Raw genomic sequence first — 24,897 nt, 5'->3', positions numbered from 1 at the left:
GTAAGTGAAGGCATTCACTAGGGATTCCGAATCAGAAAGGTAAATCCTCAATGCTAATCATTAGCATTTAAAGAGGTGTTGATCTAAGTCGCCGGCAGTGCCAATGGGTGCATGGCGCGAAAGCTCTGCGCCTCTTCCACCAGCCAGTCATGCACCGCCCGCGCCCCAGGCTGACTCAGCCCGCCCGGTGGATACAGCAGCACATAACGCTTGTGGTTGGCGATCGGTACCCCGAACGGGACGATCAGCGCGCCGCGTTCCAGTTCGTCGTTGAGCAGGGTACGCCGGGCGATGGCCACGCCGACACCGGCGATGGCGGCTTCGATGGTCAGGTGGTTGCGGTTGAACGTGTGCCCACGGCGTACGTCCAGCCCGCCGGCACCGATGCCGTCGAGGTAGAACTCCCATTCGGCGTATTCCGAGCTACCGCGCCAGGCGGTGATGTCGTGCAGCAGCGGGTAATGAGCCAGGCCGGCCGGCCCGTGCAGGGGCGGGCGACCACGCAGCAGGGCAGGTGAGCACACCGGGAAGATCTGCTCGTCGAGCAGAGGCGTGGAGAGCATGCCCGGATAGCTGCCATCGTTGAGGTCGATGGCCAGGTCGAAGTCTTCCGGGTGCAGCGCCTGGTTGCTGTCCTCGGCCACCAGGCGCAGCTCGATGTCCGGATAGCGCTGCTGGAAGCGCGGCAGGCGCGGGGTCAGCCACTTGGCCAGGAACGAGGGGATTGAACGCAGGCGCAAGGTGCCGCGGATCTCGCCGGCGTCCAGGCGCAACAGCTCGGCCTCGATGCTGCCGTAGGCTTCGGCCACGGTTTGCGCCAGGCGTTGGCCTTCGGCGGACAACTCGACGCCGCGAGCACGGCGCAGGAACAGGCGAAAGCCCAGGCGTTCCTCGAGCTGGCGCATCTGCTGGCTGACCGCGCCGGGAGTGATGTGCAGCTCTTCGGCGCAGCGGGTGAACGACAGGTGTCGCGCCGCACAGGAGAACACGTGCAGCCAGACGAACACCTGGCCATTGAGTGGGCCTTTCATTGTTTAGTCCTGCTAAAGGCTTGTGTAGGAAGTTTCGTTGGTCAAGCTGGCCTGAGCGCGGCAGTATCGCGCAACTTGGCAATACCGCTCAAATTTTCCGGAGAGCCGTGGCGTGTCGCAGATCGCCGCCACGGTCAGGCATTAGCATGGCTATCAGTGTTTTCGACCTTTTCAAGATTGGCATCGGCCCGTCCAGTTCCCACACCGTCGGCCCCATGCGCGCCGCGGCGACCTTTGCCCAGGCCCTGCGCGAGCGCGGCTTGCTGGCCAAGGTTCGCCGGGTCGAAGTACGCCTTTATGGCTCGCTGTCGGCCACTGGGGTCGGGCATGCCACCGACCGTGCCTGCCTGTTGGGGCTGATGGGCCAGTGGCCGGACCGGATCGACCCGCACAGCATCGAGCCGCGTATCGACCAGCTGATGCAGGAGCAATGCCTGATGCTCGACGGCAGTCATCCGATCGACTTCCAGTACAGCCGTGACATGCGCCTGCTGGACGAGAGCCTGGCCTACCATCCCAATGCGATGACCCTGGAAAGCTTCGACGGGCAGGGCAGCCAGTTCAGCCAGACCTACTATTCGGTGGGCGGCGGCTTCATCGTCGAACAAGCTGAGATCGATGCGCCTTCGAGCGACGAAGGCCTGGTCGAGCTGCCTTACGAGTTTTCCAGCGGTGCCGAACTGCTGGCCCTGTGCAAGGCCCACAACCTCAGCGTCAGCCAGCTGATGCTGGCCAACGAGTGCGCCTGGCGCCCGGAAAGCGAGGTCCGCGAAGGCTTGCTGAAGATCTGGGCGGCGATGGGCGAGTGCGTCGACAACGGCCTGCGCAACGAAGGCATCCTGCCGGGCGGGCTCAAGGTCAAGCGCCGGGCGGCGCGCCTGCACCGCAGCCTGCAGGAGGTCGGCAAGCCGAACGTGATCGGCTCGACCCTCAGTGCCATGGAGTGGGTCAACCTGTTCGCCCTGGCGGTCAACGAAGAGAACGCCGCCGGCGGGCGCATGGTCACCGCGCCCACCAACGGCGCGGCGGGAATTATCCCGGCGGTGCTGCACTACTACATGAAGTTCAACCCCGGCGCCTGTGACGACGATGTGGTGGCGTTTCTCCTGGCCGCTGCTGCAGTGGGCATCCTGTGCAAGAAGAACGCTTCGATCTCCGGCGCCGAAGTCGGTTGCCAGGGTGAAGTGGGCTCGGCCTGCTCGATGGCTGCCGCTGGGCTTGCCGAGGTACTTGGCGCGACCCCACCGCAGTTGGAAAACGCCGCCGAGATCGCTCTGGAGCACAACCTCGGGCTGACCTGCGACCCGGTAGGGGGCCTGGTGCAGATCCCGTGCATTGAGCGCAATGCGATTGCCGCGGTGAAGGCCATCAACGCCGTGCAAATGGCCTTGCGTGGCGACGGCGAGCACTTCATCTCCCTCGACCGGGTGATCCGCACCATGCGCGATACCGGCGCGGACATGCACGCCAACTACAAGGAAACCTCTCGCGGCGGCCTGGCCGTCGCGTTCGTCGAGTGCTGAAAAAAGCTCTGACTGCGTGGGAGCGGGCGTGCTCCCACGACGTGCCGCAACAACCTGATTGAACCTGCAACACCCGCTGTACCTGCGACAAAAACAACTATAAGGCGATACCCATGACTGATGTACAAAGCACCACGAGCGTTCGTGCGGATTCGGCTGCCCCGGCTTCGGCCAGTGGCTCGACCACCTGGAACCGCCACGACACTACCTGGGCCCTGGGCCTGTATGGCACGGCGATCGGCGCCGGCACCCTGTTCCTGCCGATCAACGCCGGGGTCGGGGGCTTCTGGCCGCTGCTGATCCTGGCGCTGCTGGCCTTCCCCATGACCTTCTTCGCCCACCGCGCCCTGACGCGCTTCGTGCTGTCCGGGCGCAAAGGCGGCAACGAGGACATCACCGAGGTAGTGGAGGAGCACTTCGGCGTGGGCGCCGGCAAGCTCATCACCTTGCTGTACTTCTTCGCCATCTTCCCGATCCTGCTGGTCTACAGCGTGGCATTGACCAATACCCTGACCAGCTTCTTCGAGCACCAGCTGCACATCGGCGCGCCGCCCCGAGCGCTGTTGGCATTGCTGCTGATCTGCGGGTTGATGATCGTGGTGCGTTGCGGCCAGCAGATCATCGTCAAGGCCATGAGCGTGCTGGTGTATCCCTTCGTCGCCTCCTTGCTGCTGCTGGCGCTGAGCCTGATCCCCAACTGGAACGGCGCCTTCTTCGCCCAGGCCAACGAGGGCATCAGCGCCTCGAAGCTGTTGCTGACCTTGTGGCTGGCGATTCCGGTGATGGTGTTCTCGTTCAACCATTCGCCGATCATCTCGGCCTTCGCCGTCGACCAGAAGCACCGCTATGGCAATGATGCCGACCGCAAGAGTGGCCGGACCCTGGCCACGGCCCATGTGATGATGGTGCTGACGGTGATGTTCTTCTGCTTCAGCTGCGTGCTGGCCCTGAGCCCGGCGGACCTGGCCGCGGCCAAGGCGCAGAACATCTCGATCCTGTCGTACCTGGCCAACCACTTCCAGACCCCGGTGATCGCCTTCGTCGCGCCACTGATCGCGCTGGTGGCAATCACCAAGTCTTTCCTCGGCCACTACATCGGTGCCAGCGAAGGCTTCCAGGGCATGATCGTCAAGAGCCTGCGCGGGCGCGGCAAGACGTGGCCTGCCAAGCGCCTGGAGCGCGCCACCGCGTTGTTCATGCTGGTGACCTGCTGGGCGGTGGCGACCCTGAACCCGAGCATCCTCGGGCTGATCGAGAGCCTCGGTGGGCCGGTGATCGCCTGCCTGTTGTTCCTGATGCCGATGTACGCCGTGCAAAAGGTGCCAGCGCTGCGGCAGTACTCGGGCAAGCTGTCGAATGTGTTCGTGGTGCTGATCGGCTTGATCACGCTGTCGGCGATCGCCTACAGCTTCATGGCCTGACCTAAGAACGCGGGGCAAGCCCGCTCCCACGTGAAAGCGTGGGGGAGGACTTGCCCCGCGGACCGCTCAGGTCAAACGCTTTCCAAGTGCCTGATCGCGGCCTTCAGGCGCTCCGCTGGTCGCGGTTGATCCTGGTGGGTGATGTCCGGCGCCTTGCGCACGCGGCCATGCTGGTCGACCCAATGGCCGTTGATGAAGTAGCGGTAGCTGGCAGTGCCGGCATTCCAGCCCTGGTCGAGCAGACCCTGCAGGTGGAAGGTCTGGGCAATCTGGCTGAGTGGGCCGCTTGGGCTGCCATCCAGGTGCAGGACGATCGACGGGCTGCCCGCGGGCGCGAACGGCAGTTCGCTGTAGCCACCCCACACCTTGGCGTGGAACACCTGAACCGGATGCGTGGTCTGGATGATGGAAGCCCTGCCGGTGACCTTCTTCTGCACGGTATTCACCAGCAGGTCGAGGGTCAGGATCGGTGCGCCGAGCAGCCCGTTGCTGACGTTCAGGCGGGTATGAAAAAGTCCGAAGGACATGCTGATTCTCCTTGTCTGCTCAGGCTTTCTTGGCGGCCTTGGCGGCCGGGCTTTTGGTCGAGGCGAGGACCTGGTCCAGGGCTTTGCCCACGGCACCGCTGGTCAGATGCTTGAGTTGCGCGACATCACCGGTGGCGATCACTGCCTCCACGGTGGCGTTGTGCAGTTCGGTCGTCAGGTCGACGTTCGCCAACGTCTGGATGCGCTTGAGCTCCAGCACGACAGGTACGTTGTCCACCTCGATCCAACGCTGGCCGTTGTAGTAGCGGTAGCTGGCCGTGCCTTTCTGCCAGTCCTGGTCGAGCAGCGCACGCAGCTCGAACTGTTCCGGCGAGTTGGCGTGTGGGCCGCCATGGTTGCCACGTACCGTCAACAGGATCTTGCCTTCGCTTGGCGGCTGCACGGTGAGGTAGCTGTAGGTGCCCCAGACATCCAGCGCCAGCTCCAGCGGTGGGTTGGTGGTCTGGGTGATCAGCGCGTGGCCGTTGACGCTGCGGTCTGGCGTGTAGACCAGCAGGTCGAGCTGCAGGCGCGGGGCACCTGGCGCATTGGTACCAATGAGGTAGGACACCGGGAAAAGACCTTCCGACGGTGCGAGCAGCGATTCAGACATGATTGCCTCCATTGCATTCGATGAATGACATACCGATAACCACGACTGGCGCAGGCGGGCGAAGCGGCGGAGGAGGTGGGAGACCGGGCGGGGAGAACAGGCTTGCCCGGCGCGAGCGGCTGTTGGCAGCCGGCTTGTGCAGCCATCCCTGATACGCGGTGCCGCCTGCCTGGCAGCCCGCTTGAGTTAAGCAGGCCGGCCAGGCAGTGATGGCATTTTTACAGCATGTCCGACGAGCGGTCGCGCATTGACCAGTTGGTCACTTACTTGGCTTTCTGCTGCAGGGCTACGAAGCTGCGGCGCATGTCGCTGGCCCAGCCATCGAGCACCGGCTTGACGTCGTTCAGGGTCAGCTGCGTGGTGTCGTTCTCCAGGTCCTTGCCACTGCCCTTACGTACCACCTGGGCCAGCACGTTCTGGCTGGCACCATCGAGGAAAGCGGCCTCCACGGCGATGTCCACGGCCTGGTCGCGGCCACCGGCGGCGGTATTGACCGCCGCGGCGACCAGGGCGATGGGGATCACTTCATAGGGCTTGAGGCCTTCGGTGCTGGTAGAGACCGCGGTGATCGCCGGGCGCACCACGATGGTATTCGGGCCGGGCTCCTTGACCAGGGTCAGCACGCTGCCCAGCTCGCGACGCATCGCTTCGTTGAAGTAGCGGGTGATTTCTTGCAGGGTCTGCGCCGAGATCACGTTGGTCGGCTGCGGCTTGGGGTAGAACTGGCTCGGTTCGATGAACACCTTGGTGTACTGGCTGGCCTTCACGTCCGGGTCGATCCAGCGCATCACCGGCGCGCCGGAGACGCTTTCGGCCGGCTTCAGGCGGCTGTAGTCCTTGAGAAACCCGGAATAGTCCTTGGGATCGACACGGTTGCTGGAGCAGGCAACCAGGGCCAACAAAGCAGCGCACAGCAGGGTGGTGCGAGGCAGGTGCTTCATGATGACGAGGTCCATGAGGGAAGGGGCCAGAACAACGCTAGCAGGTGGTGGGCCGAAGGCCAGCGTTCGGGTGTCGACGGTTGCCGTTTCCTACTGATCAACCTGATTGAGCTGACTATCCATTCGTCACTGATAGTGGAAAAGTATGCCCTTTACGGGTATTTTTCGAGTGTTGATCATGGATGTCTACAAGCGTAGGGAGTTTGCCCGCTGGCAAGCCAGGGAGTGCGTGCCGGACCACCTGCTCTGCCGGGCAGTTGCAGAAATGCAGAGTGGGTTGGTTGACGCGAGTCTTGGCGGTTTATTGTTCAAGAAGCGCATCGCTGGCCTTTGCAGTGGCAAGCGGGGTGGTTATCGCACGCTCCTGTCGGCTCGTATTGGCGATCGATATGTGTTCCTGCATGGATTCGCCAAAAGCGACCTGGCCAATGTCACGCCGGCCGAGCAAAAGGCCCCGCAGTTCACCGGCAAGGTATTTCTGGAATTATCACCCCACGCCCTGGCCAAGGCATTGGGCTGTGGGGTATTGATGGAGGTCCACTGTGACCAGCAAACTCATTGAGTCATTGCGTGCCGACCTGTCGGCCCTGGAGCAGGCCGGTGCTGTCGGCAAGGTCACGCTGAGGGACTTCGAGGCGATCTGCCCGGCTCCGGTGCGAGCGTTCACTGCCCAGGACATCCGCCACCTGCGTGAAGCCCTTAACTTCAGCCAACCGGTGTTCGCCCTGCACCTGCACACCAGCGCATCGACAGTGCGCAAATGGGAGCAGGGCGAAACACGCCCGGCCGGGCCGGCCTTGAAGCTGCTGAACATCATTGCCGACAAGGGGCTGCAAGCCATCCTTTGAAGGTGGGCCGTCAGCCCAGTGCCTCGCGCAAGCGGTACCACAGCATCCCCAGTGCCAGCAGCGGCGAGCGCAGTGCCTTGCCGCCTGGGAAGGTCAGGTGCGGCACCGCGCGGAACACATCGAAGCCATGGCTTTGCTCGGTGGCGATGGCCTCGGCGAGCAGTTTCGCGGTCCAGTGCGTGACGTTCAGGCCATGCCCGGAGTAGCCCTGGGCATAGAACACGTTGGGGTGCTGGCTGAGCCGGCCGACCTGGGGGAAGCGGTTGGCGGTGATGCCGATCATGCCGCCCCACTGGTAGTCCAGACGCACCTCGGCCAGTTGCGGGAACACCTTGAGCACCTTGGGCCGCATGTAGGCGCCGATGTCCTTGGGGGCGCGGCCGGAATAGTGGCAGGCGCCACCGAACAACAGGCGGTTGTCGGCGGTCAGGCGGTAGTAGTCCAGGCCCACTTTCTGGTCGCACAGCGCCATGTTCTGCGGGATCAGCGTGCGCGCCAGGCCTTCGGGCAGTGGCTCGGTCGCCACCACGTAGCTGCCGGCCGGCAGCACCTTGCCGTTCAGGCGCGGCTCCAGTTCGTCGAGGTGGGCGTTGCAGCCGAGTACCAGGCTCTGCGCGCGCACCTTGCCGCGGGCAGTGTGCAGGGTCACCGTACTGCCATGTTCGATGCGCAGTACCGGGCTTTGCTCGAAGATGCGTACCCCCAGGCCGTGGGCGGCGCGGGCTTCGCCCTGAACCAGGTCGAGCGGGTGCAGATGGCCCGAGCCCATGTCGACAAGGCCGCCGGCGTACAGGTCGCTGGCGACGATCTCGTGCATGCGCTCGGGGCTGACCAGGCGGGTCTCGTGCGGGTAGCCCAGTTCGGCGAGGTCGCGTTGCTCGTCCTCGAACGCGGCGAACTGGGCAGGGGTGTTGGCCAGCTCGCAGAACCCCCAGCGCAGGTCGCAGTCGATGCCATATTGCGCGATACGGCCGGCGACCAGCGCCACCGAGTCGATCCCGGCCTGCTTGAGGTAACGCACGCCGTCCTGGCCGACGTGCCGGGCAAAGCCCGAGACGTCATGGCCGATGCCGCGGATCAGTTGCCCGCCATTGCGCCCGCTGGCGCCCCAACCGATGCGGCGGGCCTCCAGCAGGATCACCGAGAGGCCGCGTTCGGCCAGCTCCAGGGCCGCGTTGACCCCGGTCAGGCCACCGCCGACCACGCAGACATCGGCCTGCAGGTCCTGGTCGAGCGCAGGGTAGGTCGCCGCCTGACGCGCTGAGGCGGCGTAGTAGGAGGCAGTGTGTTCAGTCATGTGAGGCATGGGTGTGCTCGGCTCAGCGGTTGGACTTGATCTTGCTCCAGGAGCGGGTCATCTGCCGCAGGATCGGCGGGCTCTGCATGCTCGAGACATACAGTTTGTCCAGCACCTCCTGGGGCGGGTAGATCTCGGGGTTGTCGACCAGCGCCGTGTCCATGTCGGCCTTGGCGTCGGGGTTGGCGTTGGCATAGCCGACCGTGGCACTGACCTTGGCGATCACCTTGGGGTCGAGCAGGTAGTTGATGAAGGCCAGCGCCTGCTCGGGGTTCTTGGCGTCCTTGGGGATGGCCAGCAGGTCGAACCACAGGTTGCTGCCTTCCTTGGGAATGCTGTAGGCGACCTTGACGCCGTTGCCGGCCTCTTCGGCGCGGTGCGCGGCCTGCAGTACGTCGCCGGAGTAGCCGAAGGCGATGCAGACATCGCCATTGGCCAGGTCCGATACGTACTTGGAGGAATGGAAGTAGGTGATGTAGGGGCGCAGTTCCAGCAGGCGGGCCTCGGCCTTCTTGTAGTCGTCGGCCTTCTCGCTGCGCGGGTTCATGCCCAGGTAGTTGAGCATGGCGGGGTAGAGCTCGTCGGGCGAGTCCATGAACGCCACACCGCACTGCTTGAGCTTCTTCAGGTTCTCCGCTTCGAACAGCACGGCCCAGGAGTCGATCCTGTCGATGCCCAGCACCGCCTTGACCTTGTCGACGTTGTAGCCGATGCCGTTGGTGCCCCAGAGGTACGGTACGGCGTACTGGTTGCCCGGGTCGTTCTGCTCCAGCTGCTTGAGCAGTTTCGGGTCCAGGTGCCGCCAGTTCGGCAGCTTGCTGCGGTCCAGCGGCAGGAACGCGCCGGCCTGGGCCTGGCGCGCGAGGAAATGGTTGGAGGGCACGACCACGTCGTAGCCGGTGCGCCCGGCGAGCAGCTTGCCCTCCAGGGTTTCGTTGGAGTCGAACACGTCATAGACCACCTTGATCCCGCTGCTGGCCTGGAAGTCGGCCAGGGTGGTGTCACCGATATAGTCGGTCCAGTTGTATACGCTCACCGTCGGCTGGGCCTGGACGGCAGCGCCGAACAGCAGGGCGAAGGTTGCGGGGATCAAAGCTTGCGGATGACGCATGTCGACACCTCTTTGGTCTTGTTCTTGGAGTTCGGTGGTGTGGGGGCTGCTGTGCAGCCCTTTCGCCGGCAAGCCGGCTCCCACAGGAGTTGTGCCGCTGTTGTGGGAGCTGGCTTGCCAGCGAAAGGGGTGCATAGCACCCCCAAAGCGGATCACACGCTCAACAGCAGAAACTCGCGCTCCCACGAGCTGATCACGCGTTTGAAGTTCTCATGCTCGGCGCGCTTGACCGCGACATAGCCCTGGACGAACTGCTGCCCGAGGTACTGCTGCACCTTTTCGCAGTCTTCCATGTGCTGCAACGCGTCCTCGATGGTGATCGGCAGGCGCAGGTTGCGCCGCTCATAGGCGCGGCCCTGTACCGGGGCGCTGGGTTCGAGTTTCTCGACCATGCCGATGTAACCGCACAACAGGCTCGCGGCGATGGCCAGGTAGGGGTTGGCGTCGGCGCCCGGCAGGCGGTTCTCCACGCGCATCGCTTCGGGGCTGGAGGTTGGCACGCGCAGGCCGGCGGTACGGTTTTCCTCACCCCATTCGACGTTCACCGGCGCCGAGGTGTCGGGCAGGAAGCGGCGGAACGAGTTGACGTTCGGCGCGAACATCGGCAGCAGCTTGGGGATGTACTTCTGCAGGCCACCGATATGGTGCAGGAACAGCTCGCTCATGCTGCCGTCGTCATTGGCGAAGATCGGCTTGCCGGTGGCGATGTCGACCACGCTCTGGTGCAGGTGCATGGCGCTGCCCGGCTCGTCGGTGATCGGCTTGGCCATGAAGGTGGCGGTGACGTTGTGCTTGAGCGCCGCCTCGCGCATCGTGCGCTTGAATACGGTGATCTGGTCGGCCAGGTCCAGGGCGTCGCCGTGGCGGAAGTTGATCTCCATCTGCGCCGGGCCGTCTTCATGGATCAGCGTGTCGAGGTCCAGGCCCTGGATTTCGCACCAGTCGTAGACGTCCTCGAACAGCGGGTCGAATTCGTTGGCGGCATCGATGGAAAACGACTGACGGCCACTTTCGGCGCGGCCCGAGCGGCCCAGCGGCACTTGCAGCGGCAGGTCAGGGTCCTCGCAGCGTTGGGTGAGGTAGAACTCCATCTCCGGCGCGACGATCGGCTGCCAACCCTTGTCGGCATACAGCTTGAGCACTTTCTTCAGCACGTTGCGCGGCGACAGCTCGATGGGGTTGCCTTGCTTGTCGAAGGTGTCGTGGATGACGATCGCGGTCGGTTCGATGGCCCAGGGGATCTGGTACACCGCCGTGGGGTCGGGGCGGCAGACCATGTCGATGTCGGCGGCGTCGAGCAAGCTGTAGTAGATGTCGTCATCGACATAGTCGCCAGTGACGGTCTGCAGCAGCACGCTTTCGGGCAGACGCATGCCGCGCTCGTGGAGGAACTTGGCGGTCGGGGCGATCTTGCCGCGGGCGATGCCGGTCAGGTCGCTGATCACGCATTCGACTTCGGTGATCCGGTGTTCTTTCAGCCAGGTGGACAGCTGATCGAAGGGGGCGTTCATACAAACCTCTTGGTTGGGTAGTTGTGGTGGGACGCAAGGCGTTCGGTGCCGAGGGGCACTTCCCACAGGTGACGCTGAGGACTATCTTGGTCGCTGCCCCCCAGGGCGATCTATCCACTTTCTTCGGCAACCAATGCACCAAAAGAGTGCAACTAGGACAGCGCGTGACAACGCCAACCGCCTTGCAGGTCCAGGATTACCGCACCACCGATGTGACCGAACAGACCCGCGCCACCCCCGGCTGGCAGCAGCAATACCGGCAGATGTCCCCCGGGCATTTCAACGGTCAGTTGCGCTGGCTGGGCCTTGATGGCGTGGAGGTGTACGAAGAGCGCCTGAATACTCGGGTCGAGCAGTTCTTTCGCGCCCCCAGCGGCGCCTTGGCGTTCTGCTTCGACCGCAGCGAAAACAGCCTCTACCTGCTCAATGAAGACAGTCGCAATATCTGGATCACCCCGGAGAACTACCAGGAGGTGGCGGTGGTGTTCGAGCAGCCGTTCTTGGCCAGCCACGGCCTCGACCTGGAACGCCTTCGCGGCTTGTTCATGGTGCCGTTGATCTGCCAGCAGAACGCCTTGTTCGGCAACTGGCTGAGCGCCACGCTCACCCAGCTGGGCCAGGCCGATTGCCCGCTGGAGGGCGGGGCGTTGCGCGAGCAGTTGCTGGAGGACTGCCTGTTCATCCTCGACAACGCCGGGCAGCATCTGCAGGGGGATGCGCTGGGGCGGCGCGACGAGGAGCGGGCGATCATGCGTCGGGTCAGCGAGTGGGCCGCCGACTGCCCTGACGAAACCCTCAACCTGCTGCAGCTGGCCAAGGTCGCCGGGGTTTCCGTGCGCCAGTTACAGCAAGCCTTCAAGGGTTTCACCAACCTGCCACCGGCGCATTGGTTGCGCCTGCGTCGCCTGAACGGCGCGCGGCGTGACCTGCTGGTGGGCGACGCAACCGTGGCCGAGGTGGCGATGCGCTGGTCGTTCTGGCACCTGGGGCGGTTTTCCGAAAGCTACCGGCAGCTGTTTCGCGAACTGCCGAGCGAGACGCTCAAGCGGCGGCGGGCAAGCTAGGACAGTACGGAAAACTTTGCTAGGGTGCCTCCGGCCGCTTTTGGGAGGACCGGTATGGATACCGCGCAGACGCCCCGTTTCACCTACCAGAAAGTCCACCGCTACCTGAGCGCCTGGCTCGACGCTCGCGCACCGGAGCTGGCGCATCGGTTGCCCTCGCTGCGCGATGTCGCCCGGCACTTGAACGTTTCGCTGTCGTCCAGCAAACAGGCTTTCGCCCTGCTCGAAGCCCAGGGGCGGATCCAGGCACGGCCCAAGGTCGGTTACTTCAGCGTGGCCGGGGCAGCCTCGTCGCGATTGCCGCCTGCGCTCAGCCTGATCGACCGTCTGTATGCCTGCGCCCGGCAACCGGGGATGCTGGCCCTGAGCAGCGACTCACCGACCATGCTGGCGTCCCTGGAGGGACCGTTGCTGAGTGTCGAACGCGAGCTGCTGCGCCAGTTGCCCCGTGCCGACGCACCACCATTCGCCCCTTTTGGCGAGCCGGCGCTGCGCGAGGCCCTACAGCCGCGGCGTGGATGATCACTGGCAGGCCGACCAGGTGTTCGTCGGCGCCGATTGGCGCAGCGTGTTCGAGCTTGCGCTGCGCACACTGCTGCCACCGGGCGCCTGGGTGCTGGTCGAGTCGCCTTGCTCCTGGCTGGTCCTGCGGCTGCTGCAGGCGGCGGGGATGCAGGTCGTCGAGGCGCCGCTCGGCACGGACGGCCGTTTCGATCTGCAGGCCCTGACGCGAGTATTCAGCGAAAAGCCGATCAGGGCAGCGGTACTGTCCTCGACCGTCAACATACCCCAGGGCGGCGTGATGCCGATTCAGGATAAACAGCACCTGTGTGCCCTGTTGGCCGAGCACCAGGCATGGCTGATCGAAAACGACAGTTATGGTGCGCTGTGCGAGGCTGCGACGGGCCAGCGCTACCGTGACCATGCCGACCCAGAGCGCTTGCTGGTGCTGGCCGGCTTCGACAAGTGCATCGGCGCAGAGGCGCCGTTCGGCTACCTGTTGTGTCGTGGCGCGACGCCGAGCCTGGCTCAAGCCTTTCTCGCCCAGGGCTTTCGCCTGCCGAGCTATCGGCAACAGGCCGTTGCCCGTTTGTTGAGCTCCGGACGCCTGGCTCGGCACCAGGGCCAGCTGATTCGGCATCTGGCACGCAGCCGGCAGCGCATGGCGCAGTTGCTTGAGCGCCATGCCGCCGACTGCCTGCACCTGACGATGCCCGTGGCGGGCGCCACGTTCTGGCTGCAGGCGGTGCGCCCTGTGGACATGCAGGCCGTGTGCGAGCAGTTGCTGGATCAGGGCGTGGTGATCGTGCCGGGGGCGTTGTTCAGCCAGGCCGGATACTGGCGCGATCATCTGCGCCTGAGCTTTACCGTCGATTGGCAGCTGGACATCGAAGCTGCGCTGGTCAAGCTGGCCCGGACCATCCGCCAGGCGCCTCAGCTGCCGTAGCAATGTTCGCGTTCAGGGAATTCACCTTGACGCACTTCGTTGGCATAGCGGGCGCAGGCCACGCGGATGACTGCCGACACGTCGGCGTATTGCTTGACGAACTTTGCCTTGCGCGGCCCGCTCAGCCCGAGCAGGTCCTCGGTGACCAGGATCTGGCCGTCGCAGGCCGGGGAGGCGCCGATGCCGATGCATGGCTGCCGGCTTTCTTCGCTGATGCGTCGGGCCAGCGGCTCGGCCACACCCTCGAGCAGCAAGCTGAATGCGCCGGCGGCCAGGTTGGCAAGGGCATCGGCATGGATGGTCGCGGCGCTTTCCTCGGTGAGCCCCTGTGCCTTGTAGCCGCCCAGGACATTGACGAACTGCGGCATCAGGCCGACGTGGGCCATCACCGGAATACCCCGCTCGACCAAGAACGCCACCGTGGCGGCCAGTACGCGGTTGCTTTCCAGCTTCACCGCGTCGCAGCCGGTTTCGGCCAGCACCCTGGCGCAACTGCGCAGTGCCTGTTCTGGGGACTCCTGGTAACTGCCGAACGGCATGTCGGCGATCACGCAGGCGTGCTGGGTGCAGTCGACCACGGCGCGGGTGTGGCTGATGGTTTCGTCCAGGCGCATGGTCAGGGTCGAGCGCCGGCCGTAGGCGACCATCGCGGTCGAGTCACCCACCAGGATGAAGTCCACCAAGGGGTCGATCAGGCGAGCGATCGGCGTGCTGTAGGCGGTGAGGGCGACAATCTTCTGCCGGCCCTTCATGGCGGCCAGTTCAGGGACGGTCAGGCGACGGGTGTCGGGTTGCAGGCTCATCGGTACCTCCGGTTCGCTGGGGAGGTGCTCGATTATTCGTGCTCGGGGAGGGGATTCAAGATACAGGATCGGGCAGATTTGCGGCCCAGTTGCGCATGGCCTGGCGACAATGTCATGCGCGGGAGCGGCTGAAGCCGCTCCCGCAACGGGGTGTCAGGACACGAGGATCAGTTGCGATCCAGCCATACCGTCTGGGCATTGGTGAACTCGCGCACGCCGAAGTGCGACAGCTCGCGGCCAAAGCCACTTTTCTTCACGCCACCGAACGCCACACGGGGGTCGGATGCGCAGTAGCCGTTGATGAACACGCCGCCGGTGTCCAGCGCGGCGGTCATGCGCTCGGCCAAGGCATAGTCGGCGGTGTAGATGGTCGCGGCCAGGCCGAATTCGCTGTCGTTGGCCAGCGCCACGGCGTGGTCGGCGTCACGGGCGCTGATGATCGCCGCCACCGGGCCGAACAGCTCCTGTTTGAACGCTGTCATGTCCGGGGTGACGTTGGCGAACACGGTCGGCTCGTAGAAGTTGGCCACGCCTTCGACCTTGTTGCCCCCCAGCAGCAGGGTGGCGCCTTCGGCGAGGGTCGCCTGGACCTGCCCGTCGAGTTCATCGCGCAGGTCGTAGCGGGCCATCGGGCCGATGTAGGTGGCGTCGTCCAGCGGATTGCCGACGGTCAGCGCACGGGTGGCTTCGACGAACTTGTGGGTGAACGCCTCGACAATGCTTTCTTCGACAATCAGGCGCTTGGCGGCAGCGCAGACCTGGCCGGTGTTCTGGTAGCGGCCGATCACGGCGGCCTTCACCGCGGCATCGAGGTCGGCATCGGCCAGTACGATGAACGGATCGGAGCCGCCCAGCTCCAGCACGCACTTCTTCAGCGCGGCGCCGGCTTGCGCACCGATGGCCATGCCGGCGCGCACGCTGCCGGTCAGGGTGATGGCGGCGATGCGCGGGTCGTTGATGGCGCGGGTGACGCCGTCCGGGGTGACATTGAGCACCTCGAACACGCCCTCAGGCAGGCCGGCGCGTTTGAACAGGTCGGCCAGCAGGTAGGCGCTGCCCATCACGTTGGGCGCGTGCTTGAGCACGTAGGTGTTGCCCGCCAGCAGCGCCGGCACCGCGCCGCGCAGCACTTGCCAGACCGGGAAGTTCCACGGCATCACGGCGAGGATCGGGCCCAGCGGGCGGTATTCGATACGGGCCTTTTCGATCTGGGTCGGCTCCGGCGCCAGCATGGCCGGGCCGTGTTCGGCGTACCACTGGCACAGGCCGACACACTTGCTGACTTCACCGCGGGCCTGGCTGATCGGCTTGCCGATCTCGCGGGCGATCATCTGCGCAAAGGCCTCGGCGTTGGCCTGCAGGGCCTGCCCGAGCGCGACCAGGTACTCGCTGCGCTGACCCAGCGACACTTGGCGCCACTGGCTGTAGCCTGCCTTGGCGCGTTGCAGCGCCGCGTCCAGTGCGGCGTCGGTGTCGAAGGCGTAATGGCCGATCCGTTCGCCGCTGTAGGGGTCGACGGAGATGGCGTGGGTCAGGCTGCTGATCTCGCTCATGGCAGGACTCTCATTGTTCTGATGGGGTGAGCGCAGACTAGTGGTGGCGCACTTTAATGAAAACTGAATAATAATGAGCGAAACATTCACGTTTGGAGAATGACCGTGGACCTGGTGCAACTCGAGATGTTCAAGGCCGTGGCCGAGCACGGCAGCATCAGCGCCGCCGCCCAGCAGATCCATCGGGTGCCGTCGAACCTGACCACCCGCATCAAGCAACTGGAGGAGGACCTGGGCGTCGAGCTGTTCATCCGCGAGAAGAGCCGCCTGCGCCTGTCGCCGGCCGGCTGGAACTTCCTCGAGTACACCCGGCGCATTCTCGACCTGGTACACGAGGCGCGCCTGACCGTGGCGGGGGAGGACCCGCAGGGCACTTTTGCCCTGGGTTCGCTGGAAAGCACCGCCGCGGTGCGCATCCCGGCCTTGTTGGCGGCTTACAACCAGCGCTACCCGAAGGTCGACCTGGACCTGTCCACCGGGCCGTCGGGGACCATGCTCGAAGGGGTGTTGTCCGGGCGCCTGGTGGCGGCTTTCGTCGATGGACCGGTGCTGCACCCGACGCTGGAAGGCATGCCGGTGTTCGAGGAGGAGATGATGGTCATCGCACCGCTCAACCACCCGCCCGTGACCCGTGCCCGCGATGTCAACGGCTCGAGCATCTACGCCTTTCGCGCCAACTGCTCGTACCGCCACCATTTCGAAAGCTGGTTCGTCCATGACCAGGCGGTGCCGGGCAAGATCCACGAGATGGAGTCGTACCACGGCATGCTCGCCTGCGTCAGCGCAGGCGCAGGCCTGGCGATGATGCCGCGCAGCATGCTCGACAACATGCCGGGGTGCAGCACGGTCAGCGCCTGGCCGATGGCCGAGGACTTCCGCTACCTGAAGACCTGGCTGGTGTGGCGGCGGGGCACGGTGTCGCGCAGCTTGAGCATGTTCATCAAGTTGCTCGAAGAGCGTCGTGAACTGCCCTCGGCTTGAAGCGCAGCACCACGCGGACTAACGGTGCGTCGACAGGCGAACCCGAGCCCCGGAAAACCCTCCAAACTGTGTAGACCATCCCTCCCTGGGAGGAATGCATCATGCACACTCATCATTACGGCCTTTGCGCCGCGCTGTTGCTGGCATTGGCCATGCCTTGGAACCTCGCGGCGGCCACCGACCTGAACACTCCCATCGATCCGCAGGGCGTGCAATTGCAGCCCCAGGAACAGAACGGCATCCGCTACCTGCAGGGCGGTATCGGCCAGGATGAAGCCGATGCCCTGCGCCGCACACCCGGCTACGACCTGCACATCACCCTCTCGACCGGTGCCGAAGGCAAGTTCCAGAGTGGCGCCGCAGTGGATATCCAATCGGCCCAGGGCCAGTCGGTACTGGCGTTGCAGGACGTCGGCCCGTTGATCTTCGTGCAATTGCCCCCTGGGCACTACCGCGTGGTCGGCAATGCCGAGGGCCAGACGGTGCAGCAGCAGGTGACGGTGGACGGCAAGGCGCCAGCGCGGGTCGATCTCAACTGGCGCTGAGGGCCAGTCCGGTCAAAGTCTCTTGGGCGCGAGACGATCGACCGAGTGAGGGCCGCCAAGGGGCCGCGCTTGGTTTTGCAGCGCCTATCAGATCGAGCGCCGCTCGATCTGATAGGCGCAGTAGTCTTATCTGCGAGCACGAAGAGGCGCAATACAACTGAACCCTTGGATGGAGCGCAGTGTCCTTAACCAATAGTGGCAAATCACTTCCCACTATCAGTACATTCTGACAATAATCAAAGAAGTATTACCGCTTGTAACCCTTCCACAGTCTGGGGTTGCCAACGCAGGAAGAACGAGGGGCGTAGCCTCCATTGACGCAGGGACGCGCATTTCGCGGCCCTGCCCGTGAAGACCATCAGGAGAAAGTCATCGATGAAAACCCGTCTCGCCACAACGTTGGCCGCGGCCGTGCTGGCGTTCGCCGGAGCCAACCTGGCCCAGGCCGCGCAAGTGTCCGCTGCCGTGGGTGCTACTGGCCAAGGCGACATGACCTACCGCATCGGCCTGTCCTTCGACTGGGACAAGAAATGGCTTGAGAGCGGTACCGGCCATCTGACCGGATACTGGGATGCGGCCTACACCTACTGGGAAGGCGGCGAGGCCAGCGGGGCTCACTCGCTGTCGATCAGCCCGGTGTTCGTCTATGAATTCAGTGGCTTTACCTACACCCCGTTCATCGAAGCGGGTATCGGCCTGGCGGCGTTCTCCAAGACCGACGTGGGCGACCAGCGCCTGGGCTCGTCGGTGAACTTCGAAGACCGGATAGGTTTCGGCCTGAAGCTGCCGGCGGAGCAGAAGATCGGCATCCGCGCCATGCACTACTCCAATGCCGGGCTGAAGCAGCCTAACGACGGGATCGAGTCGTACTCGCTGTTCTACAGCAAGGCGTTCTGAGTCCACGCAAGCTACCGATCGAGGGGCAGGTCTGCTCCCGCACTGCGGGAGTGGGCTTGTCCCTCGATGGCATTCAGCGTACCGCCTTGATCGCCAGCACATTACATAGCGGATGCTCCAGCACATGCGCCGTGGTGCCGCCGAGAAACGCCTGCAACGCATCGTGTCGGTGATTGCCCATGACGATCACATCTACCCGGTGAGCGGCGATGTATTGGGTGATCGCCTTGACTGCCGGCCCTTCGAGGAAGTGGCGGCGCTCGAGGTCGATCTGGTAGTGGTCGCCCAGGCGGTTGAACGCCGTGCGCTGGGCCGTGCGCACGCTGTTATCGAAGCCGGGCATGGTCACGGTACCGGCGCCGAAGTCGGCGATATGGGTCCTGGCCGCATCACACACATGCAACAGGTGCAGTTCGGCGTTGCACTGCAGGGCCAGGGCATGGGCGCTGCGGATCACCGCCTCGTCCAGGTGCTCGCCGGCGCCATGGCTGTTGAGGTCGACCGCGGCGGCGATCTGTCGGGGCAGGGGCAGGCGGATGTCGCTGACCAGGTGCACCGCCACCGGGCTGTCCTTGAGCAGTTGCCAGTCCAGCGGAGTGACCAGCAGGCGCTTGAGGATGGGTTCGTGCTGCACGTCCTTGACCAGCAGGTCGCAGCCCAGTCGTTCGACCTGCTCCAGCACGCTGCCCAGCGGGTCACGGGTCAGCAGCAGTTCGGTCGAAACATCCAGGCCGGCATTGCGCAGTTGCTCGGCCTCGTCGGCCAGCCATTGGCGGTTGTCCTCTAGCAGGCGTTCGCGCTCGCGGCTGTCGCTCATCAGGCCGAAGGTGTCGACATCGTCGACGAAGACATTGAGGTCCAGCAGGGCCCCGCTGGATTCGGCCAGCGCCGCGGCGCGCTGCAGGGCAGGCGTGTGGCGCATCTGCGGGCCGAGCATGACCAACAATCGCTTGAACTGGCTCATCTCACACCTCCACGTGTGGCAGCCCCCTGTTCAGTCTAGACCCGCCGCCGGTGAAGTCCGCTGGAGCGACGACGGGTCATGCCTCAATGCGGCGCGCGCGGGATGGTCTTGAGCAGGTCTTCCGGGCTGATGTGCCCGACCACCTGGGCCACCGCGCTGCCTGGGGTCGGCAGGTCGATGATATGGCTCTTCATCTTGCCGATCACATGCATCTCGCAGGGTTTGCAGTCGAACTTCAGGGTGAGCACTTCATCGCCCTGGATCAGTTGCATCGGCGCTACCTTGGTGCGCACGCCGGTCACACCCTTGGCTTGCTTGGGGCACAGGTTGAAGGAGAAGCGCAGGCAGTGCTTGGTGATCATCACCGGCACTTCGCCGTGCTCTTCATGGGCCTCGTACGCCGCATCGATGAGTTGCACACCATGGCGATGGTAGAAGTCGCGGGCCTTCTGGTTGTACACGTTGGCCAGGAATGACAGGTGCGACTCGGGATACACCGGCGGTGGCGTGGTCTCGGCCTTGCGGCCGCCACGCGGGTGGGCCTTGATCCGTGCTTCGGTCAGCGCGTCGATGGCCTCGCGGCGCAGTGCCTTGAGCTGCGAGTTGGGGATGAAGAACGCCTGGGGCGCATCGAGTTCGATAGCGTCGGCGTGGTACATCGTGGTGCCCAACTGGCCGAGCAGGTCGTGCAGTTGCTCGAGCGCCTGTTCCGGCTTGTTGGCGGCGCCGAACGGGCCGTCCAGGGCGACCTGCACGCTGACGCCTTCCTCGCTGCCGAGAGTCAGCAGCAAGCGCTGTTCACGCAGCACGGCATGCCATTCTACAGCCACCCGGCGCTCGGACGACGTACGCTGCAGCGCCTGTTGCCAGTTGTGGTCGAGGTTGCGCGAAAGCGGATGGTTGGGGCGTAGCTTGTACAGGCCCTCGGGCATCTCGTTGGGCTCGACGCGGTAGCGGTAGCGCTTCTGGCCGTCCTCCTCGGATTCGCTTTTCAGCTCGGCGATGTTGGCGCGGAAGCCCACGACTTCACGCTTGACCAGCACATTGAGGCCGTCGCCGTTGGTCAGCGGTACATCGGTAGCCACCAGCAGGTCGCGCTTGCCGACTTTTTCGACCACGCCCACTGGCAGGCCAGTGAAGGTTGGGGAGTCGAAGGCGCCGATGTCGATCTTGCGGTCGCTGACAAAGTAGTCGGTGCTGCCACGGTGGAAGGTCTTGTCCGGGTCCGGCACGAAGAAGTGTTCGGTGCGGCCACTGGAGGCGCGAGCCAGCTCAGGGCGGTCCTCGAGGATGGCGTCGAGCTCCTTTCGGTAGTGGGCCGTGATGTTCTTCACATAGCCCATGTCCTTGTAACGGCCCTCGATCTTGAACGAGCGCACGCCAGCATCGACCAGGTCGCGCAGGTTGGCGGTCTGGTTGTTGTCCTTCATCGACAGCAGGTGCTTCTCGAAGGCTACCACGCGGCCCTGGTCGTCCTTGAGGGTGTACGGCAGGCGGCAGGCCTGGGAGCAGTCGCCGCGATTCGCACTGCGCCCGGTCTGGGCGTGGGAGATGTTGCATTGGCCGGAGAAGGCCACGCACAGCGCGCCATGGATGAAGAACTCGATGGCTGCGTCGGTCTCGGCGGCGATGCTGCGGATCTGCTGCAGGTTGAGCTCGCGGGCCAGCACCAGCTGGGAGAAGCCGGCCTGGTCGAGGAACTTGGCCCGCTCCAGGGTGCGGATATCGGTCTGGGTGCTGGCATGCAGCTCGATCGGCGGGATATCCAGCTCCATCACCCCCAGGTCCTGCACGATCAGCGCATCGACACCGGCGTCGTACAGCTGGTGGATCAGCTTGCGCGCAGGCTCCAGCTCGTTGTCGTGGAGGATGGTGTTGATGGTGGTGAACACGCGGGCATGGTAGCGCCGGGCGAACTCGACCAGTTCGGCGATTTCGCTGACCTCGTTGCAGGCGTTGTGGCGTGCGCCGAAGCTTGGGCCGCCGATGTAGATGGCGTCGGCGCCGTGCAGGATCGCCTCGCGGGCGATGCTCACGTCACGGGCAGGGCTGAGCAGTTCCAGGTGGTGCTTTGGAAGGGACATGTCGTTATAGGTTCGGGCTGTCACGGTAAGGCGGGCATTGTAGCGGTGAATCGGGGCGGGGGCATCCATAACCGATGAACTCGTTCCGCGCGGGCAGGTTACGGTCTAATAGGACCTGGCAATTTTGTCAGTTCTGGCTAGCTTCAGCGGGTGTTAATGTCCTTCCAGCGCATGACTGGCGAAGGCAAATACATGGAGTCCACCTACCTGGCGATGATCGATAGGCAGCACTCGCTACTCGCTGGTTCGGGCTTTAAACGGGCTTATTCACCCTATGGTGGGCTTGCAGATGCGGTGTCACCTTCGCTGGCCTACTGTGGTCAGCTACGCGACCCAGCGACGGGTAATTACGCGTTGGGCAAGGGGTATCGCACGTTCAGTCCCAGCTTGATGAGGTTCCATTCGCCTGATCGGCTGAGTCCATTCGGGGCGGGAGGGGTAAATGCCTACGCATACTGCCAGGGGGACCCCGTTAATTTCACTGATCCGAATGGCAGGATCAGGCAGCCAAGGCAGTCATCCAGCACCATCGCTCCGGGCCCTTCCGCCGTCAGCCCGACTTCGATGATCAATGACGCTGCCATGGCCGCCGGTGCATTGGTCTTGCAGGATGGCGCCTTGCTGAAGTACATGCTTGGTACCGAGTTCTATGTCCGAAAGGCCAGGCCGTATCTTGCTGGTGAAGATCATGGTCGGCTGCCACGCACGCCATCGGTCATGGAGTACCTGACGGCTGCGGGCTCGGGCGTGATGAGTACGGTCACAGGCATATCAGGCCTGGTCAACAAGTGGCAACCTGAACCCAGCCAGACCCACACGGATATCAACGTATGGTTGACCGTTGTGTCGACCTACACGAGTGGCAAGGTGACCGGGATGCTGTCCGAGTGGAAAGAGTTACACGACGCGGCAAGAAACATCGCACGGGCGGTCACAGCCAACGGCGCGACCCTTGCTCAGGTCAGGGATGGTTCCGCCGCGCGGACGCTCGAACAGTTGCGAGCTCAGGATGGCGGAGGGGTAGGGCAAAGGATGGATGCGATAAGGAGGCTGCCGCCGGGGGGAGAAGCTGAGTCAAATGTCTAGCGTTTCGTTTTGCCAGCGGGTCCACGGAAGCGTCAGATGGACGGCGTGGCCCCGCTCGCATTGTTCGGCTTAGGCTCGGGCCGCCATCGCCGTCACTTCCACACGCATCCCCTCGAACGCCAGCGAAGCCACGCCCACCGCCGCACGCACCGGCCATGGCTTGCTGAAGAACCGCTGGTACACCTCGTTGAACGCCGCCCGGTCGGCCATGTCAGTCAGGTAGATGGTCAGGTGCAACACGCGGTCCATCGAGCTGCCGGCGCGCTCCAGGGCAACTTTCAAAGCCTGCAGGGTGCATTCGCACTGGGTGGTGATGTCGCCCAGCTCGAGGCTGCCGTCGGCCTGCACGGGGATCTGGGTGCTGACCAGGATGCCGTTGTATTCGGCAACATCCGAGGAGATCGAGTCGGCGTCCGGGTCGGGGGTGTAGATGATGTCGCTGTGTGCCATGGGGTTTCGCCTTGCAACGGAAGGAAACCGCCAAGCCTACGCGAGCGGGCAGGGCAGGTCGAGGCAGGGCGGTCGGCCGCGGGCATTTGAAATACCTGGCCGGGACCGGCAGAATCGCGCCCCACCCGGCCACAGGCGTCGGGCCCTGGTCGTGAAAAGAGGCTTGCGTTGAACGAACACACATTGTCCATGCGCCTGGAGCGCGTGGCAGCCCATGTGCCGGCGGGTGCGCGGCTGGCCGATATCGGCTCGGACCATGGCTACCTGCCGGTGGCGCTGGCACGTCGGGGCGCGATTGTCGCGGCCGTGGCCGGCGAAGTGGCGCTGACGCCGTACCAGGCCGCGCAGCGCACCGTGCGCGACAACGGCCTGGAAGACCGCATCACCGTGCGCCATGCCAGTGGCCTGGCAGCCATCGAGCCAAATGATGGCATCACCGCAGTCAGTATCTGCGGCATGGGCGGCGAGACCATCCGCGACATCCTCGAGGCCGGCAAGCAGCACCTGGGCGGCCATGAGCGGTTGGTCCTGCAACCCAACGGCGGTGAACCGGCGCTGCGCCATTGGCTGATGGACAACGGCTATCGGATCGTCTGTGAGGAAGTGCTGCGGGAAAACCGTTTCGACTACGAAATCATCGTCGCCGAACGTGCCGAGTCGGTCAGCTACAGCGCCGAGCAGCTGTACTTCGGCCCGCTGCTGATGCAGGCGCGCAGCCCGGCGTTCCTGTTCAAGTGGCAACGCATGCTGCGCCAGAAACACCAGACCCTGGCCAACTTCGCCCGGGCGCGCCAGCCAGTGCCCGAGGAAAAGGTGCGCGATATCACCCGTCAGGCGCAGTGGATTACCCAGTTGCTGGCGTGAAGCGCCTCACCTTGGGTTGACCACGTTGGCTGGCACCTTCATTACCAGCACGGCGCCCAGTACGATGGCCACGGCCAGTACCTGCAAGGCCAGGCCAGGGCTGGCGGTGCTGTCGCGCATCCAGCCGATCAGATAAGGCGCGGCGAACGAGGCGATACTGCCGAACGAGCTGATCATGGCGATGCCGGCGGCCTGGGTGCCGCCCGCCAGGAAGGCCGGCGGCAATTGCCAGAACATCGGCAGCGCGGCGCTGGCGCCCATACCCGCGACCACCAGCCCGCTCATCACCAGCCAGGCATCGTCCGGCGCCCAGCCGGCCAGGGCGATGCCGGCGGCGGCCATCAGTAGCGGTCCGCACAGGTGCCAGCGGCGTTCGCTGTGGCGGTCGGACGAGCGTCCGCAGCCGAGCATGAACAGACAACCGGCCAGATAAGGGATGGCGCTGAGCAGGCCGACCTGGCCATCGCTGCCGATTCCGGCGCCGTGGATCAGGCTGGGCATCCAGAAGGCCAGGGTATTGACTGCCAGCATCACCGCAAAATAGATCGCCACCAGCAACCAGACATGGGCGTCGCCCAGCAGCCCGCGCATCGAGTCGATCGGCTTGTGCCGCTCCTCGCGGGCCATTTCCTCGCGCATTGCATGCTTCTGATCGGCGGTGAGCCAAGCCACCTGCTCAAAACTGTCCGGCAGGGCCTTGAGCACCACCAGCCCGAGCAACACCACCGGCAGCCCCTCGATCAGGAACATCCACTGCCAGCCCCTCATGCCGCCCTGATCGTGAAATGCCTGCAGGATGCCGCCGGACAACGGCCCGCCGACCACTCCGGCCAAGGGCACGGCGATGGCGAACAACGCCGTGATCTGGGCGCGGCGCCGGGCCGGATACCAGCGATTGAGCACCACGAGGATGCCGGGGAAGAAACCGGCCTCGGCCACGCCCAGCAGAAAGCGCAAGGCATAGAACCCGGCGGCGTCCTGCACCCACATCATGCCGGTCGACAACAATCCCCAGACCACCATCAGGGTGGCGATCCAGCGCCGCGGGCCGACCCGCTCCAGGGCCAGGTTGCTGGGCACGCCGAACAGCGCATAGGCAATGAAGAACAGGCCGGCACCCAGGCCGTAGACGGTGTCGGAAAAACCCAGGTCGGCGCTCATCTGCATCTTGGCGAAGCCGATGTTGATGCGGTCCAGGTGGGCGAACAGGTAGCACACCAGCAGCAGCGGCATCAGCCGCCAGGTGATGCGGGCGTGGGTAGCGTCGCAGGCGCGCACGGATGGGGCCGTGGAGGTATCGATTGTATTCATGGTCCGGGACGTTCTTGTTGTTGTC

25 protein-coding genes are annotated in these 24,897 nt (G+C 64.5%); 12 read left to right on the top strand and 13 right to left on the bottom strand.

Annotation, left to right across the window (positions count from 1 at the left end; genetic code table 11):
- Positions 1 to 83: 83 nt before the first annotated feature.
- On the bottom strand, positions 84 to 1,031 hold the full coding sequence (locus AAHK21_RS00820) for a LysR substrate-binding domain-containing protein (RefSeq protein WP_217866009.1): 948 nt from the start codon (positions 1,029 to 1,031) through the stop codon (positions 84 to 86).
- 146 nt (positions 1,032 to 1,177) lie between these two features.
- Here AAHK21_RS00820 and AAHK21_RS00815 point away from each other — a divergent pair, with 146 nt between their 5' ends.
- Both AAHK21_RS00815 and AAHK21_RS00810 read left to right on the top strand, forming a co-directional pair.
- Positions 1,178 to 2,554, top strand: coding sequence for an L-serine ammonia-lyase (locus tag AAHK21_RS00815; RefSeq protein WP_367856042.1), 1,377 nt, complete (start codon positions 1,178 to 1,180; stop codon positions 2,552 to 2,554).
- A gap of 113 nt (positions 2,555 to 2,667) precedes the next feature.
- Positions 2,668 to 3,975: a serine/threonine transporter gene (locus AAHK21_RS00810; RefSeq protein ID WP_046855776.1), complete on the top strand. Its 1,308-nt coding sequence runs from the start codon at positions 2,668 to 2,670 to the stop codon at positions 3,973 to 3,975.
- A gap of 71 nt (positions 3,976 to 4,046) precedes the next feature.
- On the opposite strand, the gene AAHK21_RS00805 is transcribed toward AAHK21_RS00810, so the two are convergent.
- The 3 genes from AAHK21_RS00805 to AAHK21_RS00795 all read right to left on the bottom strand — a co-directional run bounded on the left by AAHK21_RS00805 (position 4,047) and on the right by AAHK21_RS00795 (position 6,056).
- On the bottom strand, positions 4,047 to 4,502 hold the full coding sequence (locus AAHK21_RS00805) for a DUF1842 domain-containing protein (protein WP_217866006.1): 456 nt from the start codon (positions 4,500 to 4,502) through the stop codon (positions 4,047 to 4,049).
- Between the two features lie 19 nt (positions 4,503 to 4,521).
- A complete protein-coding gene (locus tag AAHK21_RS00800; protein WP_046855775.1) occupies positions 4,522 to 5,115 on the bottom strand; it encodes a DUF1842 domain-containing protein in 594 nt (197 codons plus the stop codon).
- 263 nt (positions 5,116 to 5,378) lie between these two features.
- On the bottom strand, positions 5,379 to 6,056 hold the full coding sequence (locus tag AAHK21_RS00795) for a DUF3313 domain-containing protein (RefSeq protein WP_046857799.1): 678 nt from the start codon (positions 6,054 to 6,056) through the stop codon (positions 5,379 to 5,381).
- 178 nt (positions 6,057 to 6,234) lie between these two features.
- On the opposite strand from AAHK21_RS00795, the gene AAHK21_RS00790 reads away from it, so the two are divergent.
- Positions 6,235 to 6,618, top strand: coding sequence for a type II toxin-antitoxin system RelE/ParE family toxin (locus tag AAHK21_RS00790; protein ID WP_367856041.1), 384 nt, complete (start codon positions 6,235 to 6,237; stop codon positions 6,616 to 6,618).
- On the top strand, positions 6,599 to 6,904 hold the full coding sequence (locus AAHK21_RS00785) for a DNA-binding transcriptional regulator (protein ID WP_046855774.1): 306 nt from the start codon (positions 6,599 to 6,601) through the stop codon (positions 6,902 to 6,904). The genes AAHK21_RS00790 and AAHK21_RS00785 overlap by 20 nt, the downstream gene beginning before the upstream one ends.
- Positions 6,905 to 6,914: 10 nt before the next feature.
- Here AAHK21_RS00785 and AAHK21_RS00780 read toward each other — a convergent pair whose 3' ends face one another.
- From AAHK21_RS00780 to AAHK21_RS00770, 3 genes are all read right to left on the bottom strand, one after another.
- Positions 6,915 to 8,210 (bottom strand): NAD(P)/FAD-dependent oxidoreductase, encoded by a 1,296-nt coding sequence (locus AAHK21_RS00780; protein ID WP_367856040.1) that lies wholly within the window; start codon positions 8,208 to 8,210, stop codon positions 6,915 to 6,917.
- 13 nt (positions 8,211 to 8,223) lie between these two features.
- Positions 8,224 to 9,312, bottom strand: a complete 1,089-nt coding sequence (locus tag AAHK21_RS00775; RefSeq protein ID WP_367856039.1) for a polyamine ABC transporter substrate-binding protein — start codon at positions 9,310 to 9,312, stop codon at positions 8,224 to 8,226.
- A gap of 152 nt (positions 9,313 to 9,464) precedes the next feature.
- On the bottom strand, positions 9,465 to 10,823 hold the full coding sequence (locus tag AAHK21_RS00770) for a glutamine synthetase family protein (RefSeq protein ID WP_028689491.1): 1,359 nt from the start codon (positions 10,821 to 10,823) through the stop codon (positions 9,465 to 9,467).
- A 164-nt stretch (positions 10,824 to 10,987) separates the two neighbouring features.
- Between AAHK21_RS00770 and AAHK21_RS00765 the strand changes: the two genes are divergently transcribed.
- The 3 genes from AAHK21_RS00765 to AAHK21_RS00755 are packed head-to-tail and all read left to right on the top strand — an operon-like array spanning position 10,988 to position 13,334.
- Positions 10,988 to 11,887, top strand: a complete 900-nt coding sequence (locus AAHK21_RS00765; protein ID WP_367856038.1) for a helix-turn-helix domain-containing protein — start codon at positions 10,988 to 10,990, stop codon at positions 11,885 to 11,887.
- Between the two features lie 54 nt (positions 11,888 to 11,941).
- Entirely contained in the window at positions 11,942 to 12,409 is a 468-nt protein-coding gene (locus tag AAHK21_RS00760; RefSeq protein WP_367856037.1) for a hypothetical protein, read from the top strand.
- Positions 12,402 to 13,334 (top strand): aminotransferase class I/II-fold pyridoxal phosphate-dependent enzyme, encoded by a 933-nt coding sequence (locus AAHK21_RS00755; RefSeq protein ID WP_367856036.1) that lies wholly within the window; start codon positions 12,402 to 12,404, stop codon positions 13,332 to 13,334. Before AAHK21_RS00760 ends, AAHK21_RS00755 begins: the two co-directional genes overlap by 8 nt.
- On the opposite strand, the gene panB is transcribed toward AAHK21_RS00755, so the two are convergent.
- Both panB and AAHK21_RS00745 read right to left on the bottom strand, forming a co-directional pair.
- Positions 13,322 to 14,137 carry a 3-methyl-2-oxobutanoate hydroxymethyltransferase gene (panB, locus tag AAHK21_RS00750; protein ID WP_367856035.1) on the bottom strand — a complete coding sequence of 272 codons (816 nt, stop codon included), beginning with the start codon at positions 14,135 to 14,137 and terminating at the stop codon, positions 13,322 to 13,324. The genes AAHK21_RS00755 and panB overlap by 13 nt on opposite strands.
- A 167-nt stretch (positions 14,138 to 14,304) precedes the next feature.
- Positions 14,305 to 15,690, bottom strand: coding sequence for an aldehyde dehydrogenase family protein (locus tag AAHK21_RS00745; protein ID WP_367856034.1), 1,386 nt, complete (start codon positions 15,688 to 15,690; stop codon positions 14,305 to 14,307).
- 105 nt (positions 15,691 to 15,795) lie between these two features.
- On the opposite strand from AAHK21_RS00745, the gene AAHK21_RS00740 reads away from it, so the two are divergent.
- From AAHK21_RS00740 to AAHK21_RS00730, 3 genes are all read left to right on the top strand, one after another.
- Positions 15,796 to 16,671 carry a LysR family transcriptional regulator gene (locus tag AAHK21_RS00740; protein ID WP_081941333.1) on the top strand — a complete coding sequence of 292 codons (876 nt, stop codon included), beginning with the start codon at positions 15,796 to 15,798 and terminating at the stop codon, positions 16,669 to 16,671.
- Between the two features lie 101 nt (positions 16,672 to 16,772).
- Positions 16,773 to 17,216 (top strand): carboxypeptidase regulatory-like domain-containing protein, encoded by a 444-nt coding sequence (locus AAHK21_RS00735; protein WP_367856033.1) that lies wholly within the window; start codon positions 16,773 to 16,775, stop codon positions 17,214 to 17,216.
- 375 nt (positions 17,217 to 17,591) lie between these two features.
- Positions 17,592 to 18,113 carry an acyloxyacyl hydrolase gene (locus tag AAHK21_RS00730; RefSeq protein WP_046855766.1) on the top strand — a complete coding sequence of 174 codons (522 nt, stop codon included), beginning with the start codon at positions 17,592 to 17,594 and terminating at the stop codon, positions 18,111 to 18,113.
- Positions 18,114 to 18,186: 73 nt separating this feature from the next.
- On the opposite strand, the gene AAHK21_RS00725 is transcribed toward AAHK21_RS00730, so the two are convergent.
- Together AAHK21_RS00725 and AAHK21_RS00720 are read right to left on the bottom strand one after the other, a co-directional pair.
- Complete coding sequence (locus AAHK21_RS00725) at positions 18,187 to 19,077, bottom strand: universal stress protein (protein ID WP_367856032.1); 891 nt, start codon at positions 19,075 to 19,077, stop codon at positions 18,187 to 18,189.
- An 83-nt stretch (positions 19,078 to 19,160) separates the two neighbouring features.
- Positions 19,161 to 21,161, bottom strand: a complete 2,001-nt coding sequence (locus AAHK21_RS00720) for a U32 family peptidase (protein ID WP_367856031.1) — start codon at positions 21,159 to 21,161, stop codon at positions 19,161 to 19,163.
- Positions 21,162 to 21,317: 156 nt separating this feature from the next.
- Between AAHK21_RS00720 and AAHK21_RS00715 the strand changes: the two genes are divergently transcribed.
- Complete coding sequence (locus AAHK21_RS00715) at positions 21,318 to 22,247, top strand: RHS repeat-associated core domain-containing protein (RefSeq protein WP_367856030.1); 930 nt, start codon at positions 21,318 to 21,320, stop codon at positions 22,245 to 22,247.
- A 69-nt stretch (positions 22,248 to 22,316) separates the two neighbouring features.
- On the opposite strand, the gene AAHK21_RS00710 is transcribed toward AAHK21_RS00715, so the two are convergent.
- On the bottom strand, positions 22,317 to 22,697 hold the full coding sequence (locus AAHK21_RS00710) for a RidA family protein (protein WP_198754583.1): 381 nt from the start codon (positions 22,695 to 22,697) through the stop codon (positions 22,317 to 22,319).
- Positions 22,698 to 22,865: 168 nt separating this feature from the next.
- Here AAHK21_RS00710 and AAHK21_RS00705 point away from each other — a divergent pair, with 168 nt between their 5' ends.
- Positions 22,866 to 23,561 (top strand): tRNA (adenine(22)-N(1))-methyltransferase TrmK, encoded by a 696-nt coding sequence (locus AAHK21_RS00705; protein WP_367856029.1) that lies wholly within the window; start codon positions 22,866 to 22,868, stop codon positions 23,559 to 23,561.
- Between the two features lie 6 nt (positions 23,562 to 23,567).
- Here AAHK21_RS00705 and AAHK21_RS00700 read toward each other — a convergent pair whose 3' ends face one another.
- Entirely contained in the window at positions 23,568 to 24,872 is a 1,305-nt protein-coding gene (locus AAHK21_RS00700) for an MFS transporter (protein ID WP_367856028.1), read from the bottom strand.
- Positions 24,873 to 24,897 lie beyond the last annotated feature (25 nt).

The sequence above is a fragment of the Pseudomonas sp. TE50-2 genome (assembly GCF_040813665.1).
GTDB classification, from domain to species: Bacteria; Pseudomonadota; Gammaproteobacteria; order Pseudomonadales; family Pseudomonadaceae; genus Aquipseudomonas; species Aquipseudomonas soli.
Note: the sequence above shows the minus strand (reverse complement) of the source record. Positions and strands in the feature narration are given on the sequence as shown.